Raw genomic sequence first — 18,138 nt, 5'->3', positions numbered from 1 at the left:
TTTGCGAACAGGGATTTTTTATTCGAAAACAATTTTTAAATTTCGTTTTCTCTCAACCAGGATAGGGGTACCGTCAGGAAAATGCGGGTTTACAACGCTAAGCCTATTTTCCTGACGATTCTCCCGTTTTTAACAACGTTAAGAAAGTTTCAGTGGTCTTAAAGAATCTAATGAGATCACTTTCTCCGAATTAAAATGGTATTCTCCTAGCAAATTAATATGTTCCTAGCCTAAAGGTGACATATGGTGCAATAAGTCTTCATTAAAACTACCTGTCCGCTTTTGATATTCAACTGCTTTTGTTAGATGTAGAGTATTCCAGATACTGATGGCATTTATAATTATATCTAAAGCACTAGCTCTTTGAAGCTGATGCTGTATGGTTCGTTCCCAAAGCTCTCCTTGTTTTCCGAAGAAAATAGCTCTTGCCAGTCCTTTCATGGCTTCTCCTTTATTCAATCCTCTTTGTATTTTTCTTCTTAGAGATTCATCCGAAATGTAATTAAGAATAAAAATCGTTTTTTCTATTCTCCCCATTTCGCGTAAGGCTGTAGCTAAGCTGTTTTGTCTAGAGTAAGAACCTAATTTCCCCATAATAAGGGATGCCGAGACTGTTCCTTCTCTTATTGAATGGGCTAATCGCAAAATATCCTCATAATTTTCTTCAATGACTTTTGTATTTATTTGTCCACGTAAAATAGCTTCAAGTTTTGGAGCCTCACTCGCATTATCTATTGTAAATAATTTTGAGTCCGATAGATCCCTTATTCTTGGAGCAAATTTAAATCCTAATAAATGGGTCAATCCGAAAATTTGGTCTGTATAACCAGCTGTGTCTGTATAATGTTCTTCTATGTTTAGATCCATCTCATGGTGTAATAAACCATCCAATACATGAATGGCATCCCTTGAATTAGTATGAATAATCTTTGTGTAGTAAGAAGAGAATTGATCACTCGTAAATCGATAGATAGTGGCTCCTTTTCCAGTTCCGTAATGTGGGTTTGCATCTGCATGTAGAGATGAAACCCCTAACTGCATTCTCATTCCATCTGACGAAGATGTTGTGCCGTCTCCCCAATAGGAAGACAATTGTAATTTGTGATGAAAATTTACTAATACAGCTTGGGCTTTATTCATTGCGTCTTCATACATGCGCCATTGAGACACATTGGCTAGTTGCTTATATGTCAGTCCGGGTGTTGCTTCAGCCATCTTACTCAATCCAATATTCAGCCCCATTCCTAAAAGGGCAGCCATGATAATGGTCGTTTCTTCTTTATCTGGCTTTCGATTATTGGAAGCATGAGTGAATTGCTCATCCTGTTAAATAAGCAATATCCATGAGTAAATCGGTTAATTTTATTCTTGGGAGCATCTGATAAAGACTTGCACTAAATTTCTTTGCTTCTTCTGGAACATCTTTTTCTAAGCGTGAAATTGATAACTTTCCTTTTTCAAGAGAAACTCCATCTAACTTGTTGGAATTTGCAGATAACCACTTTAATCTTTCATTAAGGCTGCTGTTTCTTCTGTCATATAGTCTTCGAATGATAAACTAACTGATAACCTCGTATTTCCCTTCGTTTGATTCCATGTATCCTCTGAAAACAAATATTCCTCAAAATCTCTATATTGTCTACTGCCCACAATGGATACATTACCAGTCCGAACATGTTCCCTTAGTTCTGTTAAGACGGCCATTTCATAATAATGACGATTGATTGTACCGTCATCCTCATATAAGTGTTTTTTTCTCTTTGAGGATAAAGACTAAGCGAAGATGAACTGGAACCGATTTGTTTCGATATATAATGTATGAATGAATCCGGGATGCTTTTGATATGAGTGTATGGCCAACCGGGATACCGAAGAACGGTAATTGAACGGCGAACCCTAAACGGTTTTCTTCTCTCCTTCGTTTATTTATAATTTCTAAATCTCGTTTGGAAAAAGTGTAGTAGGTTCCTAGCACCCACTCATCTTCAGGAATTTGCATAAGGGCCTGCCGCTGTTCTGGTGTAAGCAATTCTCTACCTCTCGCAATTTTCATACAGTATCATCTAATTTCTGTAATTATTCAGTTAATTAGTTCAATTATATATCAATAGAGTACACTCTATTGATACAAGTGTAGGAGACTGATAAAATCATAATTAAGAGCGTCTCATAAGACTTGTCTCAAAAATGAGGTGATATTTTGCGAAAAATCGGTTATATACGTGTCAGTTCAACTAGCCAGAATCCTTCAAGGCAATTTCAGCAACTGAACGAAATCGGAATGGATATTATTTTTGAAGAAAAAGTTTCCGGAGCAACAAAAGATCGTGAGCAACTTCAAAAAATGTTAGAGGATATACAAGAAGGTGACATCATTTATGTTACGGACTTAACTCGGATTACTCGTAGTACACAAGATTTATTTAAATTAATCGATAACATACGGAGTAAAAAGGCAAATTTAAAATCCTTAAAAGATACATGGCTAGATTTATCAGAAGATAATCCCTACAGCCAATTCTTAATTACGGTTATGGCGGGTGTAAACCAATTAGAACGTGATCTTATCCGTATGCGGCAGCGTGAAGGGATTGAACTGGCTAAGAAAGAAGGAAAGTTTAAAGGTCGGTTAAAGAAGTACCATAAAAAACATGCAGGAATGAATTATGCAGTAAAGCTTTATAAAGAGGGAGATATGACTGTAAATCACATTTGTGAAATTACAAATGTGTCTAGGGCCTCATTATATAGAAAGCTATCGGAAAGGAACAGTTGATGAGTTATACCAAAAATCGGAAATATATAATAGAAAATAAATTTCATATAGAGGTGGAATTATATGCCTAAAATTGACAATATGTTAGCAATTCTATGGATGCTTCGTTCAGGTGAAAAAATTACTGCAAAACAAATTTCAGAAAAGTTAGAGATGAATATAAGGACTGTGTATCGTTATATTGATACAATTTCAACAAGTGGCGTACCTATAATTTCAGAACCAGGACATAACGGTGGATACACTTTATTGAACAATTTTATTGAGGCTCCTCTTTTTTTTGATTTTGAGGAGCAAACTTCACTATTTCACGCTGCTATTTTTGCAGAAGAAGCCGGATATTATGGAGGTGAAGCACTAAATAGGGCAATTTCAAAACTAAGTAAATACTCAAATCAAGAGCAGGAAACAAAGATAAACCAACATTTAACTAGTCTTGAAGTAATAAGTCGATTAAGTTCACTTTCTATGGAACCTTTTTTGAAGGAGTTGGAGCAGGCCACAGCTGACGGGTACTCAGTAAAAATTCTTTACCATAAAAGTGGCGAAAAGCAATTAAATTATAGATTGGTCAATCCGTACAGAATTATCTATTGGAATAATAAGTGGTATGTGATTGGATTTTGTCATCTTAGGAATGATATCCGTAGTTTTAGAGTAGATCGAATTGAAAGCCAAATGCTAACCGAAAATAAGTTTAACCGGCCAGAAAATTTTTCAGCACGTGACTTTTTTATGAAAAACCTCCTTCCTACTATAGAAGATAAGGAAGGGATTACTTCTTTAGTTATTAATGGAAATGAAAGTACGCTGAATGATGTTTGCCAACATTGGTTTTTAGGACATTATTTACATGAACGGAATTCAAATCAAGCAGTTTTCCTTCTTGAAAAAGATATAGTACATACATATATACCTTATTTACTTTTACCGTACAATAAATCTATTAAAGTTATTGAGCCAATAAGTCTTAAGAAAAGACTTATTGAAGTTCTGTCGGAATTAATACAATTTCATCAAGTAATATAACTTCCCTGACGTTAACTGTCAGGGAAGTTATATTATAATTGCTATATAAATTGTGATTGGGAGTGTTATTGGATGCAAACAAAAAAAGTTTTTCTATATGTATTTAATACAATGTCGGACTGGGAATATGGATATTTAATTGCTGAACTAAACTCAGGAAGATATTTCAAAAAAGATTTAGCACCTTTAAAAGTAATTACAGTAGGAGCTAATAAAGAAATGATTACTACTATGGGAGGACTGAGCATAAAACCAGATATTTCCCTTGATGAATGTACTCTTGAGAGTAAAGATCTTTTAATTTTACCAGGAGGGACTACTTGGAGTGAAGAAATTCATCAACCTATCTTGGAAAGAATTGGCCAAGCTTTAAAGCTTGGCACTATTGTTGCTGCAATTTGTGGTGCAACTGAGGCCCTTGCGAATATGGGATACTTAGATACTAGAAAGCATACAAGTAATAATTTAGAATATACTAAAATGGTATGTCCTAACTATAAAGGAGAAAAGTTCTATGAGTTGGGATCTGCGGTATCTGATGCGAATTTAGTTACTGCATCAGGAATAGCTCCTCTGGAATTTGCAATGGAGGTACTGAAAAAGATAGATGTATTTACACCAGATGCATTACATTCATGGTATAACCTAAATAAGACTCATAAACCTGAATACTTCTTCCAGTTAATGAATTCAATAAATAAATGAAGTAACTGAAAAGCTCAATTTCTCTATTTTGATTTGTAGAGAAGTTGGGCTTTTTAATTTGGAATTTCCTTAACGTTGTAAATCCGCACTTTCTTGATGCTACCCCATGCCCATCAACTTAAGAAAAGTAAACACCCCCAAAACAAAAAAATGAGCTTACTTCTCAAAATAACTAACTGTAGAGAAAGAAAATTTTCATTTAGGGGGTACTTCAAAACCTTAGCTTGCTGGCGATAGGGTCACCATATCAAAAAAAGAAAATTGTACGTTTAGACACATTTTTCAACCGCTTCCTATATGTTAAGGGATTGGTTATTTTTTTTACAGTTTTTTATAATGAAATTCTAAATATCTAATTATAATTGGTGAAAAAGACGATCAATAGTTTGGGTACGGAAATGATTCGAATTTACATTCTTTCTTAATGCATATTATGTATAAATAAGGTAAAATATGGGTTAGGGGTATGTCTCATGTTGCGTTAATCTAGCAATAACTAAGGATACATAATATGCTTTCATACCTTTAAATAATTTTGTTATAGAAGGGGTGTAGATTTAAATGGCTCAAATTGTTGATATTGATAAATACCTTTGTACTGGGGCTTTAATCTATATGAATAAGGGCCTTTTCCCTAAGCCTTGTCAGGAGGTAAGGAACAGTAAGCAACCACCTATACAATATTAATAGAGGAGAGGAATGCCTTATGAAAATACGTAGACAAATTACATTTGCAAGTCTGGCCCTTTTAATAGCTGGAAGTTCCCTGTTATATACAACGCCAACCTCAATTGTAAAAGCAGAGCCCACTCAAAATGTATCTAGTTCATTACAAACAAGCAACCAACGAGATCGTAATTCCGTCAAGGAAGCAATGCGGGATACATTGCAACTTGGATACCCGGGGATACTTGCTAAAACTTCCGAGCGTGGAAAAACGTGGGGTTATGCCGCTGGGATAGCGGATCTGAGAACCAAAAAACCAATGAAAACAGATTTTCGCTTTCGCATTGGTAGTGTGACGAAGACGTTCACCGCAACAGTTGTACTTCAACTAGCTGGAGAGAACCGCCTGAATCTAGACGACTCCATTGAAAAATGGTTGCCTGGTGCCATTCAAGGAAATGGATATGATGGTAACCAGATTACCATCCGGCAGATATTGAACCATACAAGTGGTATCGCTGAATACTCAAGGTCAAAAGACGCTGATTTTACGGATACAAAAAAATCGTATACGGCTGAAGATTTAGTGAAGATGGGGGTTTCTCTGCCTCCAGACTTTGACCCAGGAGAGGGGTGGTCTTATTCAAACACAGGATACGTATTACTGGGTATTCTTATTGAAAAAGTAACTAGAAACAGCTATGCGGAAGAGATTGAAAATCGGATTATAGAACCACTTGAATTGTCGAATACATTCCTACCTGGCAATTCAAGCGTTATTCCAGGCACCAACCATGCCCGTGGATATGTCCAACTAGACGGAACAAGTGAGTTAAAAGACGTTACTTATTATAACCCAAGTGCAGGTAGCTCTGCTGGAGATATGATTTCTACTGCTGACGACTTAAACAAATTCTTCTCTTACTTGCTCGGTGGCAAATTACTGAAAGAACAACAACTAAAACAAATGCTTACTACAGTCCCTACAGGAAAAGAAGGAATCGATGGATATGGTCTTGGAATCTATGAAACTAAGCTTCCGAACGGTGTCTCGATATGGGGACACACAGGTGGCATTCTAGGGTTTACTACTCTTGTTGGGGGTATACTTGGAGGCAAGCATACGTTGGCTGTCAATTGGAACAGTTTGGGTAGCGCTGACAGTCCTAATCCTTTTAAAAATATTTTACTTGCTGAATTTAGCAAGTAGGTCAAAAGGAAGAACGGATAAATTTTATCATATTCTCATAGCTAAACAAATAAATGATGAAATCGATCACTTATCTAAGGAGGCAATTTCCTCATGAAAAATAAGCTAACTGGTGTGTTAGCCGCTATATTAGCGCTAACTATGATCCTACCAACAGGGGCGAAAGCATTTTCTGACAGTAAGACTACAGTTGTAACTATCGAAGAAGTAGCTAGCCAAGAACTGAAGAAGGTTGCAGCAGAGAAGGCTGCGCTACTCACGAAGTCCCATGGGGCGACTAGCGTGCAGTATGCGCTAATTGATAATGGCAAACTTATTTTGTCAGGGCAGGCTGGCAAGAACGATATGGAAGGGGAACAGCCGTTAACCAAAGATACTCTATACGGGATTGGTTCAGTCAGTAAAATGTATGCAGCAGCGGCCGTAATGAAATTAGTCGACGAAGGAAAAGTCGATTTGGATGCTCCTGTCGTCAACTATGTTCCTGATTTTAAGATGAAAGATGAGCGGTACAAACGCATTACGCCGCGTATGTTGTTGAATCACTCCTCTGGCTTGCAAGGTTCCACGTTAAGTAATGCATTTTTATTTAACGATAATGATACCTATGCCCATGATACCTTGTTGCAGCAATTGTCGTACCAGAGCCTGAAAGCGGATCCAGGCTCGTTCTCGGTATACTGCAACGATGGCTTTACACTGGCCGAAATTTTAGTGGAAAGAGTCAGCGGTATGAGCTTTACAGAATTTCTACATCAACGGCTTATAGAACCTTTAAAGATGAATCATACAAAAACGCCGCAGGACAAATGGAGAGACGAGAAGCGGGCTGAACTTTATTTTCCGGCGTACCAAGGGCAGCTTCCAATTGAAGCAGTGAATGTGATTGGTACGGGAGGGATCTCTTCCACGGCAGAAGATATGGTAAGATTCTCACAACTATTTATGGGACAGGGAAAAGGGATCCTCTCTGATAAAGTAGTCAAGGCAATGGAGCAAGAGGAATATAAAAAAGGGATGTGGCCGGGGGATGGAGATAATATTTTTAACTATGGTCTTGGCTGGGATAGTGTGAAACTATACCCATTCAGTGAATATGGGATAAAAGCTTTGGCTAAGGGCGGCGACACGGCACTGCAACATGCTATACTGGTCGTGCTTCCGGAACAGAAAATGGCAGCAGTTGTGTTGTCATCCGGTGGACGGAGTTCTACAAATCAACTGATGGCGACTGAATTGCTGCTCGCCGTGCTTAAAGAGAACGGTACTATTAAGGACATCAAGCCGAACAAATCCTTTGGCAAGCCGGTCAAGGTCAAGATGCCTCAAGATGTGACAAAGAAAGCGGGCTTTTATGGCAATAGCGAAACTCATTTCAAAATTGAAATTACGAAGAATGGAGAACTGTTCTTACCATCTAATCGAGAAGAAAAATATGTATATACTGCGGATGGAAGCTTTATTAATGAGAAGGGTACTTCCAAGCTCAACTTCGTGACCGAGAAGAATGGAAGAACTTATTTGAGGGAGAGCACATATAAATCGCAGCCAAGCTTAGGGCAAAGTGTGATGACTCACTATTTAGCTGAGAAACTAGAAGAAAACGTGCTATCGAAGAAAACCGCTGCTACATGGGCAAAGCGGGAAGGCGTCAAGTTCTATCTTGTGAACGAGAAATTTAGTTCTATTGAATATCTCGTACAACCGAAACTTATTACCACACAGATTACTCGCAAGGAAGGCCTGGAAGGCTATTGGGATGGCAGAAAAATTACAGGTCCGGACACCGCGGCGCATCAGCTCCAGATCCCCGTGATGAATGGTCGTGATACGACGGAAACCCATTTCTATACAGAAGGCGGCAATGAATTTATGGAGATGGCCGGGTTGTTATACGTAAGTGGAACCAACGTAAAACCACTTGATGTAGGGCAATCATCTAAAGTTACGCTGCAAGCAAATGGGCATGCGAAATGGTTTACGATCCCGCAATCGGCAGCCGAGAAAACGATGACCGTGACGTTGCCATCGAAGGGTTCGTTCGCGGTGTATGATGAGAAGGGAGTATGCGTCGATTTTACCATTGTGAGCGGCAATAACAAAGTAAAACTGCCGAAGAACGGAACGGTTGTATTTGCCGGAGCGCCGAACTCAGAATTTGCAATCACGTTGAACTAGCTACAATTCAAGATGGACTTCAACAAAACCAGTACGACACAGAAAAGGTGTTTTGCTGGTTTTGTTTGTATTTACGCATTATCTTTACAAAGAGGCTTTCCACGAATAATATCACGCTCAAACTCTGCAAGAACAGCTAGCATACCAGTTCTGGGCGATCATCTTTTGCCCCACTCATTTTCTCGGTGTAAATACGTTCGCAGCCGGTATTATGATGTACAAGCCCTATACGATGCAGGAATTATCCGAGGTGTTTCAGCTACTAAGTTTAACCCGTATGGCACACTCACACATCAACAGGCTGCACTTATGTTAGTACGAACACTAGAATTGGGTCATACCAGCAAAACGGAAAACGTTTCGCGCGAAATGTTGGTGGAACGCCATGATGAAAAAATAGATAAAGTTAAGATTCTATATTAATTCAACTAAGGGTAAAACCATGATGCTACCCCATTTTGGAGTTATGTTATTTTGGGGCACACTCAGGCTATCTCAGCCACAATGAGAGCAACGGGTACTGTATTATGGCCAACTATTTTTGCAATTTTTAGTATATGGATTGTTGAGGTACCTGTAGCTTATTTCCTTTCACATTTCACAACACTTGGAATTAATGGTATATGGATAGCCTACCCTGTGGCCTTCATCGTCAATTTCATAGCTCAATCTATGTATCAACATTTTTTCTGGAAAAAGAAAGTATTAAAAACGCTATTACATTAAATTTGCAAAAATATAAGAACGTCTCTAAGACCAAGAGGAAAAAATCTCTCTTGGTCTTTTTAATTTCTATATAAATAATATAAGATTCTTTAACTTGAGAATCACATGCAACAATTAATCGATAAAATATAAACCTCGCTAGTCTATATATAAGGTCAAAAACCAGCCACTAAGAGAAATAAAAAGCTAAACAATAAGTGAGATATAGAAATGAAACCAATAAGTTAGCCAAATATTTTAAGCTCTGTTAAAGGATATTGTTGATTTTCTTGTTTCACTATCGGAGTGGCACGACAAGTTTTGTCTTAAGCGCTAACGAGTAAAAAGGCGAGGAATTTCTAGGGGGAATATATAGGTTCCATACAAAATTGTTAGGAAATTTATTGCATTAGGTGAAAAATATTCATGAAATTATACGCTAAACAATTTTTCTAATGAAGCCCTATTAAGCAGATTTAATATTTCGGAAAAATAATTAAAATTATCAGAAAATCGGTTTTTTATGCTTACAATGAATGAAATAAATCAAAAATCACATTGTAAATAAAGGAGTTATCCATAATATTAATAATTATGCAATAAATGAAAAATACAGAATTTAGAAGGGGAATTTATATATTTACAAAGCATTCGGTTTGCATATATAGTTATTGTGTAAATATTATCTAATTATGTTTGTATGTGGAAAACGAAAAGGGGGAATTTATATGAAAGAGATAAAAGCACATTATGAAATAGTCGATGAACTTGATTTAACTGAGGGTCAAAGATCATTATGGTTAGCTCATCAAATGGATTTAAGGGAAGGCATCTACAATGAACCTATTGTAATGAAGTTAAAAGGAGATCTTAAAATAGAAATTTTAAAAGAATCACTTAGTAAAGTAATTCAATCTCATCCAGCGTTACGTGCCGTATTTATAAAAAAGGATTCAAAAATAAAACAACTCATTCAAAAGAATATAGAGTTTGATATACCTATCCATAATTTAGTGGATTTTAAGGAAGAGGAGAAAGAAACAGTTTTAAAAGAATATCTGGAAGCGAATTTATATAAAAAGTTTAATTTGGAAAAGGGACCTTTATTTAGATTCCAGATCGCTAAATTAAATCAAAATGAATATATTTTACATATGGTTATTCATCATATTATTTATGATGGATGGAGCTTGGGGATAATGATTCGGCAGCTCTCTGAAAACTACTCAGAACTAGTCTCTAAAAAAATAAGCATCGACCAAGAAACATCCTATGAAAATCTTATCGAATATGAAAATAAATACATCCATAGTACCCTATATAAAGATGGAGACTTGTATTGGAAACAATCCTTGCAACATGAATTACCGTATACGGAATTCCCTTCTGATTTTAATAGAAATAATGAAAGAAAATATTCTGGAGATTGTATAAGTAAAAGCATAGAGCCAAACATATATCTTCAAATAAAATCTTTTGCTGAAAAAAATAAAGTAAGTATATATCGAGTCATGCTAAGTGCCTATTTTAGTTTACTTCATCAAATGACAAATACAAAAGAAATGATTGTTGGTGTACCAATTAATACGAGACCAAGATCTAAAGAAGGAGATATTTTTGGTTATTTTGTAAATACATTACCAATAATTGTATCAATTTCAGAAGGGGATACCTTTCAGGGATTACTTAGCAAGGTGAATGAACGTATTAATGAAGCTATTATGTATCAAAATTATCCTGTCTCTCATTTAGTAGAAAGTTTAAATTCAAATCGAGATATAAATCAAAACTTTTTATATTCAACAGTATTTAATATGGTGAAATTACCAGAAATGAGCTTACCTAATGTCGAAGTAAAGGTATTAACAGACAGTAAAAGAGTGAATGTCTTCGATATGGTGTGGAGAATTATTAGATATGCAGAAAATAATGAATATAAAATTGAAGTTGACTATAATTCAGATTTATATAAATCTGAAACTATATATAATTTAATTGAAAGATTTGAACATTTACTACAAAAACTTATGCTACATGTGAATGAGCCTATCCATTCATTGGATTTACTTTTAGAAACGGATCATAATTTGTATAGTAACATGAATTCAAACGCCCAGAAATATCCTAATTCTAAAACACTAGACCAATTAATTGATATCCAAGCTCTTGAGTCACCAAATCAAATAGCAATATCAATGGGAGATAAACAAATTACTTATAATGAGCTACAACAGCGCTCTAATCAAATTGCCAATTATTTGCATCAAAATAATATTGAAAAAGGACAGCGCGTTGGTATTATTATGGAAAGAGAGATAGACACAATTGTATCTATCATTGGTGTATTAAAATCAGGTGGAGTGTATGTTCCAATCGATCCGAATTTTCCTGACTCTAGAATACATTACATGTTACAGGATAGTGAGTGTCGTTTTATTATTACAAGAATTCAATATAGAGATTTAATAGCGAATTTTAAAATTCATACTCTCTGTCTTGATGAATTTAGTTATTCCGGTTCGTCGGAACTTATTAAGCACCAACACACTATAGAAGATGCTGCTTATATTATTTATACTTCTGGTTCAACAGGTTTACCAAAAGGAGTAGTAATACCACATAAAGGGGTAATTAATTTATCATATTCATTAAAAAATAGATTTTCATTCACAAAAAATGATGTGTTTTTACAATTTGCATCTATTATTTTTGATGCATCTATAATGGAAATATTTCCGATTCTATTGTTTGGAGGGAAAACACATATCATTTCTGAAACACAAAAGCGTTCTGCTGAAGAGTTTATAAATGAAATTAAAATTAATGATATAAAGTATTGTCTTTTACCGACGGTGTTTTTTAAACTGTTAGCTAATATGCCGAAAGAAATGTTAGTTGAATTGAGTTCTTTAAAACATATTTTTGTAGGAGGAGAAACACTGCCTGCTGAAGTAGTTCGTAAGTGGCAAAGAAAAACGGGATTAGATATCCCAATAATTAATGCCTATGGACCTACAGAAGCAACTGTATGTACGACACTTCATGAAGTTAAACAGGAGATAGTAGAAGAACAGTCTATTATTCCTATTGGGAAACCAATTGATAATAGTGAAGTGTATGTTGTTAGCCCCTCTAATACTTTATGTCCACCAAATGTGATTGGGGAATTATACATTGGAGGAGAGGGCGTTGCAAGAGAGTATATAAACCAAGATAAAAAAACGACGACAGCGTTTATTTCTATAGACTTATTTGTAAATTCTTACAAAAGGATGTATCGTACTGGTGATTTGGTACGCCTGTTGCCCAATGGAAATCTAGAGTTTTGGGGAAGAAAAGACAAGCAAGTGAAATTACGAGGATATCGAATTGAACTCGATGAAATCGAAGAAGTGTTATTAAAACATTCAGAAATAAAAGATGCTGTAGCCCTTATTTACAAAAATAAAAACGATGAAATTGTTACTTTTTATTTAACAGAGGGCAATACAGTTATAAAAGAGAAAGAATTAAAAGCATTCCTGAATAAACAATTACCTGATTTTATGGTGCCAAATTATTTATTTCAGCTCGAAAAATTTCCATTATCACCAAGTGGGAAAATTGATAGAAAGCAATTAGAGCTACAAATCCCATACTTATTCGAAAAAAAAGCTAATCAATATGTACCTCCTACAAGTATTACTGAGAAAAAATTAGTGGAAATTTGGTCAAATATTTTAAACCTAGAAAAACATACAATTAGTATAGAGGATGACTTTTTTGGACTGGGTGGGCATTCATTAATTGCTGTACAAGTGCTAAATCAAATCCAAAAAACACTTCAATTGAAATTAGAAATTAAAGATATCTTTAAGTATAGAACAATTTCTGGATTTTCCGCTTACATTGATAAGTTAAAGAAGAAAAAAGATGGAAATAGTGGTTATGATGTAAAAGTCTTAAATACAAAAGCTAAACAATGTTATAATCTTTCGAATGCTCAGAAACGACTATGGTTTTTGAATAAATTAAATTCTATAAATAGAGTGTACGATACACCACTACACATATGTATAAAGCCAAGCTTACAGAAAAATATTTTGCAAGATACCTTAGTTTATCTAGTCCAAAGACATGAGATGCTACGAACTGTTTTCATTGAAAAGAATGGGGAACCAAAGCAAAGAATATTAAAATCAATGTCTACTGATTTTCATTATGAAAATATCCAGCACATTACTCAAGAAGAACAAAAAGTATATATAAATAGAAAAATAAAGGACATTGATAATACGCCATTTGATTTGGAAAAAGGGCCATTATTTCGTATTCAAGTGTTTAATATTGATCCGGAGAGTTCATATTTATATATAAATTTACATCATATTATTACAGATGAATGGAGTGTAAAGTATTTATTAGATGAATTAATGAAAGTGTATCAAGCTTTCTGTAAGAGAGAAACTCCAAAATTATCTGTAATTCCAAATCGTTATATTGACTATGTTGAGTGGGAACAGAATCAGTTAAATACAGGGCATTGGGATAAAGAGAAATCCTATTGGATTTCTGAAATGAAGACACCTCTCCCTATATTAAATCTTTCGTTGGATTTCAATCGTCCCAATGAAAAAGCAAACAATGGAGATGTTTTCCGGATAAAATTAAATGATGAAATAAAGGAATCTTTAAAAAGAGTATGTGAACAAGAGAATGTTTCAATGTATATGTTATTTTTAGCTACTTATATACAGCTGTTACATTACTTAACTGATCAAAAAGATATTATAGTAGGTACACCGGTTGCAGGAAGAAATCATGAGGTGTTTGAACAAATACAAGGATTTTTTGTGAATACTTTAGCAATAAGAACTCAATTTCATGATATAAAAAATTTACAGCATTTATTACAAGTGGTTAAAGAAAAATGTTTAAACGCTTTTCAAAATCAATCTTATCCATTTGATAAAGTAATTGAGGCAATAAATCCAGATAGAGATTTTAGCAATAATCCAGTTTTCTCTACAATGTTTAGTTATCAGAAGGAAATATTGCAAAGTAATGATCAATATAGCCTTGAATTATTACCTATGAACCAGGCGATTAGTAAATTTGATCTTTCTGTGTCTGTCGAAGACTGTATAGATTACATAGACGTATCATTTGAGTATGATACTGATCTTTTTAAGAAAGAAACAATTATAAGATTTACTCAAAATTTTTCAAACATCCTTCAAGCATTTATTAAACAACGTGAGGTGCCATATGAAAATTTGACGTTTTTATCAGAAAATGAAGAAGCTTTATTTACTAAGGTAAATCTTACAGAAAAATCATATCCACATCTTAAAAACATACAGGAGCAGTTTTATAAGCAAGTAAATCTACATCCAAATCAAATTGCAATAGCAACTAATAGGGAATCCATGACATATAAACAGTTAAATGTGCGCTCCAATCAAGTAGCTAAGCATCTGTTAGAGCAAGGGGTTAAAAGAGGAGATAAAGTCGCAATATGTTTAGATAGAAGTGTTGATAGTATTATTGCGATGATCGGAATATTAAAAGCTGGTGGGGCTTATATACCAATAGATGTAAAATATCCTAAAGACCGAATTGAATATATAGTAAGTGATAGTGAAGCTTGTAGGATTATTACAAAACAGGCATTTAGAAACCATTTGAATTTAGGTGATCGAAAGGTATCTATAGTTGAAGATATATATAGCGCTACTGCAGAGCATGATATTGAAGTTATAAATGAACCAGATGATATAGCTTATGTCATTTATACTTCAGGATCAACAGGAAAGCCAAAAGGTACATTGTTAACCCATAAAGGGGTTTTAAATTTAGTTGAATGGAGAAAAGAAGCGTTTCATATATCTGAACTAGATAAAGTGACTCAATTCTATTCACATAGTTTTGACTCTTCAGTATCAGAGATTTTCTCTACTTTACTAAATGGAGCACAATTGTACCTATTAAGTGATGAACAGCGTTATTCAACTGTTGCGTACACTGAGGTTGTTCAAGAGATTAAAGCCACTATATCTGATGTACCAACGGTGTTTTTTAATGAATTGTCTATATCACTAACTAAGTTAGATCGTAAAAAGATACAGTCTTTAAGGCTTATGATTATGGGAGGGGAGGCTGCATCAGCAAGTGCTATTAGAGGCTGGCAGAATACTTTTCAAGATCAGGTACAAATTGTAAATGAATACGGTCCTACAGAATCTACTGTTTCTGCGATGTATTATAAGGTACCAAAAAGTATAAGTGACTACTCTAAGAATGTTCCGATTGGAGTACCTATTTCTAATACAAAAATTTATATCTTAAATTCGCATATGCAACCTTGTCCAATCGGTGTTCTAGGTGAATTATATATTGATAGTATTGGACTAGCGAAAGGGTATTGGAAGCAGGAAGAAAAAACAAAACATGCGTTTATATCAAATCCATTTTCATTGGATACTAACAGGAAACTATATCGAACAGGAGATTTAGCGAAATGGTTACCAAATGGAAATGTAGAATTTATGGGGAGACGAGATAAACAGGTTAAAATAAGGGGGCATCGAATTGAATTAGGAGAAATAGAAGATGCAATGTTACAATTTCAGGGGATAAAACAAGCCGTTGTAACACCAACAAAAGACGGAATGTTATTGCAAGCGTATTATAAAACAGTGGACGGTAAAGAGATAGAAAGCAATCAATTAACTTTATATTTATCGGATTTTTTACCTGAATATATGTTGCCTAAAAAGTATTTTCATTTGTTAGAAATACCAATCACTGCAAATGGGAAAATTGATTTCAAGGAACTACCAGAAATGGATTTTGAAAGCGAAAATAAAAATGGTTCTATAATCCATCCTCAAACCACAGTGCAAAAAAATATTGCACAAGTATGGTCTGAAGTATTAAACATCAAATCTATAAGCCTTCAGGATGATTTCTTTGATTTGGGTGGGCATTCTTTAAAAATTATGCCGGTCTTAGTAAAACTAAAACCACTTTATCCCAACTTGAAAATTCAAGATTTCTTTAAGTATAGAACACTAGAAAAATTAGCCCATCATATTGAAGGTATGAATAACTTACCAATAAAGGATGAAAAAGAATATAATACTCCATGTATTGAGACAGAAATAAGAGATACCAATGTATATAATAAGACTAAATTAGAAGAATTTCAGATAGATGTAGTAGATCATCCAAAAATCGTACTTCTTACAGGGGCAACTGGATATTTAGGAGCTCATATTTTAGAAAGGTTATTAAATTTGCCCTCAACGGTTATTTACTGTTTGCTACGAAAAGATAAGGATCAAGTGCTTGATGCAAATTTAAAAGAGAAAATGGTATTTTACTTTGGTATTGAGATTCTTCAAAAGATGAAAGGGAGAGTTGAATTTTTAGAAGGAGATTTATCTTTAACAGACCTTGGTCTCAATCCACAAAGCAGTAAGTACCTAAAGGATACAGTAGATTCTATTATTCATTGTGGTGGAGATGTTAGACACTATGGAGAACGTGAACATTTTCAAAAAGTAAATGTTCAGTCCACAAAATATTTATTACACTTAGCCAAAAGTGCAGACGCACGTTTTCACTATGTATCTACTTTAAGTGTGGCTGGTCACGCTGAAAGTGATCCAAATAAATTTCTATTTTTTGAATCAGACTTTGAGAGAGGACAAGTTTTAGATAATGTGTATCTTGAAAGTAAGTTTCAGGCGGAAAAACTGGTTCGGGACGCAATAAAAAAAGGAGTGCGTGCTACTATTTATCGAGTTGGAAATCTAGTAGGACACTCTCGTACAGGGAAATTTCAATATAATATAAATGAAAATGCTTTTTATCGGTTATTGAAAGGGATATGCTTGTCAAAAGCAGCCCCAAAAATTGAAACGTATATAGACTTAACCCCTGTGGATTATTGTAGCTTAGCTATAACTGAACTATCTTATATAGGAAACACCATAGGTCAAACCATGCATATTTGTAATCCAGTTCAACTCGATTGGGAGCAATTTATTAATAATCTAAAATGTGTTGGCTATGATATATTGCTAATGAATGAACAAGAGTATATGGATAAATTCTTTAATGCGAATTTGACTATACAAGACCAGAAAGCACTAGAATTGATAATGCCTTTGCTTGAATCAGTAGAAGAGAAGTCAGTGTCTATTCCATCTTGTGAATATACGCAAAGGTATTTAAATAATGTAAATATACATTGTTTAGAACCTACTCAAGAATATATAGATCTATTATTAAATTATGCTATGGATATAGACTTCCTTCCGAAAGCTAGAAAACCTATAATGCAATAGGTAGTTGTATTATGTTTAGAAAAATTATGAACATTCTTGTTAATTCATGTGTGTGTATTAATATCATTGAAAAAATAACTTGTAATATTATTTCTTTCAGCCTGTGGATAAACCTAGTGAATGTATGGATCTTCAATTGAATTTTATGAATAAATTTGAAAAATACGATAGGAAACAACGAAAATCGCCCTTCATCTGTCCCCTTTTGGTTAGATGAAGGGTAATTTTTTCATATTTAGGAAAGCTGCTGTGAGATAGATCTACATTTGAACAGACTTCAGCCCCCGATATCAAGCGAATTGATAGCTATGTAGTTCTTTCTCCGTTCAATTGTGGAACGGCGTGTCAACAAAAAAGAATTTCATAGTTTAATAAGAATCACACAATAAATATTGGATTTATTGTGTGAAATAACATTTGACAACTTAGAAATCAAAGTTTAATATGTATAATAACAATTTTGTTCGGGATAGGTAGCAGGTTTCGGGAGCGAGACCACCTAGAGAACAGTTGAGTAGAGCATAGTAGAGAAATTG

Annotated in this window: 7 protein-coding genes, 3 pseudogenes and 1 other annotated feature (1 of these 11 only partly in view); of the genes and pseudogenes, 8 read left to right on the top strand and 2 right to left on the bottom strand. The window is 34.5% G+C overall.

The features are described 5' to 3' along the window. Positions 1-138 precede the first annotated feature (138 nt). Positions 139-1,770 (bottom strand): annotated as a pseudogene (locus ACQKMD_RS13785) (Tn3 family transposase); the annotation flags it as partial. After that, positions 1,692-1,999, bottom strand: a pseudogene (locus tag ACQKMD_RS13780) (DUF4158 domain-containing protein). The pseudogenes ACQKMD_RS13780 and ACQKMD_RS13785, both read right to left, overlap by 79 nt. Before the next feature lie 201 nt (positions 2,000-2,200). Between ACQKMD_RS13780 and ACQKMD_RS13775 the strand changes: the two are divergent. From ACQKMD_RS13775 to ACQKMD_RS13740, 8 genes and pseudogenes are all read left to right on the top strand, one after another. Next, entirely contained in the window at positions 2,201-2,776 is a 576-nt protein-coding gene (locus tag ACQKMD_RS13775; RefSeq protein WP_427752707.1) for a recombinase family protein, read from the top strand. A 63-nt stretch (positions 2,777-2,839) separates the two neighbouring features. After that, on the top strand, positions 2,840-3,805 hold the full coding sequence (locus tag ACQKMD_RS13770) for a helix-turn-helix transcriptional regulator (protein WP_427752706.1): 966 nt from the start codon (positions 2,840-2,842) through the stop codon (positions 3,803-3,805). A 72-nt stretch (positions 3,806-3,877) separates the two neighbouring features. Continuing rightward, on the top strand, positions 3,878-4,510 hold the full coding sequence (locus ACQKMD_RS13765; RefSeq protein WP_427752705.1) for a type 1 glutamine amidotransferase family protein: 633 nt from the start codon (positions 3,878-3,880) through the stop codon (positions 4,508-4,510). Positions 4,511-5,216: 706 nt separating this feature from the next. Then, a complete protein-coding gene (locus tag ACQKMD_RS13760) occupies positions 5,217-6,386 on the top strand; it encodes a serine hydrolase domain-containing protein (RefSeq protein ID WP_427752704.1) in 1,170 nt (389 codons plus the stop codon). Positions 6,387-6,479: 93 nt separating this feature from the next. Continuing rightward, positions 6,480-8,564 carry a serine hydrolase domain-containing protein gene (locus ACQKMD_RS13755; RefSeq protein WP_427752703.1) on the top strand — a complete coding sequence of 695 codons (2,085 nt, stop codon included), beginning with the start codon at positions 6,480-6,482 and terminating at the stop codon, positions 8,562-8,564. Positions 8,565-8,576: 12 nt separating this feature from the next. After that, positions 8,577-8,987 carry an S-layer homology domain-containing protein gene (locus ACQKMD_RS13750; protein ID WP_427752702.1) on the top strand — a complete coding sequence of 137 codons (411 nt, stop codon included), beginning with the start codon at positions 8,577-8,579 and terminating at the stop codon, positions 8,985-8,987. Positions 8,988-9,023: 36 nt separating this feature from the next. After that, positions 9,024-9,290 (top strand): annotated as a pseudogene (locus ACQKMD_RS13745) (MATE family efflux transporter); the annotation flags it as partial. 707 nt (positions 9,291-9,997) lie between these two features. After that, positions 9,998-17,602 (top strand): amino acid adenylation domain-containing protein, encoded by a 7,605-nt coding sequence (locus ACQKMD_RS13740; RefSeq protein ID WP_427752701.1) that lies wholly within the window; start codon positions 9,998-10,000, stop codon positions 17,600-17,602. A 527-nt stretch (positions 17,603-18,129) separates the two neighbouring features. After that, positions 18,130-18,138, top strand: a binding site (T-box leader); it runs 236 nt beyond the window's last position.

Source organism: Viridibacillus sp. NPDC096237 (assembly GCF_050278625.1).
Classification (GTDB): domain Bacteria; phylum Bacillota; class Bacilli; order Bacillales_A; family Planococcaceae; genus Viridibacillus.
This window is presented reverse-complemented; position numbering and strand designations above follow the sequence as displayed.